The following is a 1,299-nucleotide window of genomic DNA, read 5'->3' as shown; positions in this document are numbered from 1 at the left end:
TAAATAACCGCTAAGAACGAGGCTTAACGGTTATTTTCTACATATCTAATTTTTCAAATCCTCAGTCATATCTTCACCTGTGACCTAGGCTTTACGAGTGCCTTTCTCTAGCAACTAATACTCAATGAAAATCAAAGAGCAAACTAGGAAGCTAGCCGCAAGCTGTACTTGAGTACGGTAAGGCGACGCTGACGTGGTTTGAATTTGATTTTCGAAGAGTATTAAAAGACCAAACGCAAGACTGCAATTAAGACCACTCCAAAGAGAACTGTTCCGACTAGATTGCGGTAGCGAAAGGCTACCCAAGCTGTTGGAAAGACGGCTAAGAAGTCCAGCCATTTGATTTGAGGAAAGCTCCCAACCTTGCCTGTCACTACGCTTGAAAGAATCAAGGCAAAAATAATAGAGACGGGCAAGAACTTCAAAAAACGCTCAACAATCGCAGGCAAACCCTTATACTTGACCAAGATGAAGGGAATCATACGGGGAATCCAAGTCACAAGACCAGAGAAAATAACTGCTAACAAAAGATACTTACTGACCATCTAAAACCACCCCCATTGTACAACCAAGTAGCGTCGCAAAGAGAACAGCTAGCGACTGAGACACCACTGTCAAGAGTAAAAAGAAGGATACCGCAACAACTGCTAGGATAATGAGCAGATTGCGGACAGGAATCCGTCTTTGCATAATCTGGAATTGCGAAGCAAAAATACCAATAAACATCCCAACTAGGGCAAAATCCAATCCAAAGATTTCTGGATTTGGCAGCAGGCCACCCAGAGCCGTTCCGACCACTGTTCCCACAAACCAAGCCACATAGCTGTTGAGATTGTTGCCGTGCATCCACATAGGATTGACCTTGTCTGTATGGGCTAATTCGCCCATCAAGACGCCATAGGTCTCATCTGTCAAGATACTAGACATACCGATATTGTGCCAAAGACTGGTATGACGAAAATAGGTCGACGCATGCAAGCTCAACAAAAAGAGACGCAAATTAATCAAAAAGACCGTCATGGCAATAGCTGCCACAGGCGCTTGAACCGCAATCAAGGCCAACATGGCAAACTGGGCACTCCCAGCATAAACAAAGAGACTCATCAAGCCCATCTCCACAGGTGTCACATAGGGCGCACCAATAATCCCACAGGCCAGTCCGATACTGATATAACCAAGGGCCGTTGGCATGGCTGCCTGCGCCCCCTCCCAAAATCCTTTTTCTTTCATCTTTCTCCTCATATTGTCTTAATAATCCTCAATGAAAATCAAAGATCAAACTAGGAAGCTAGCCGCAGG

Annotated in this window: 2 protein-coding genes; both read right to left on the bottom strand. The window is 44.8% G+C overall.

Translation table 11 applies throughout. The annotated features are described in order from the left end of the window. Positions 1-221 precede the first annotated feature (221 nt). A complete protein-coding gene (locus HT721_RS10905) occupies positions 222-545 on the bottom strand; it encodes an AzlD domain-containing protein (RefSeq protein ID WP_004263021.1) in 324 nt (107 codons plus the stop codon). Next, positions 535-1,230 carry an AzlC family ABC transporter permease gene (locus HT721_RS10900; protein ID WP_079114805.1) on the bottom strand — a complete coding sequence of 232 codons (696 nt, stop codon included), beginning with the start codon at positions 1,228-1,230 and terminating at the stop codon, positions 535-537. Before HT721_RS10900 ends, HT721_RS10905 begins: the two co-directional genes overlap by 11 nt. Positions 1,231-1,299: the final 69 nt, after the last annotated feature.

This window comes from Streptococcus sp. 4094 (assembly GCF_013277125.1).
Lineage (GTDB): Bacteria > Bacillota > Bacilli > Lactobacillales > Streptococcaceae > Streptococcus.
Note: the sequence above shows the minus strand (reverse complement) of the source record. Positions and strands in the feature narration are given on the sequence as shown.

Coding starts and splice junctions, on each gene's coding strand:
- HT721_RS10900 (WP_079114805.1), bottom strand. CDS start 1,230: ATGAAAGAAAAAGGATTTTGGGAGGGGGCGCAGGCAGCCATGCCAACG.
- HT721_RS10905 (WP_004263021.1), bottom strand. CDS start 545: ATGGTCAGTAAGTATCTTTTGTTAGCAGTTATTTTCTCTGGTCTTGTG.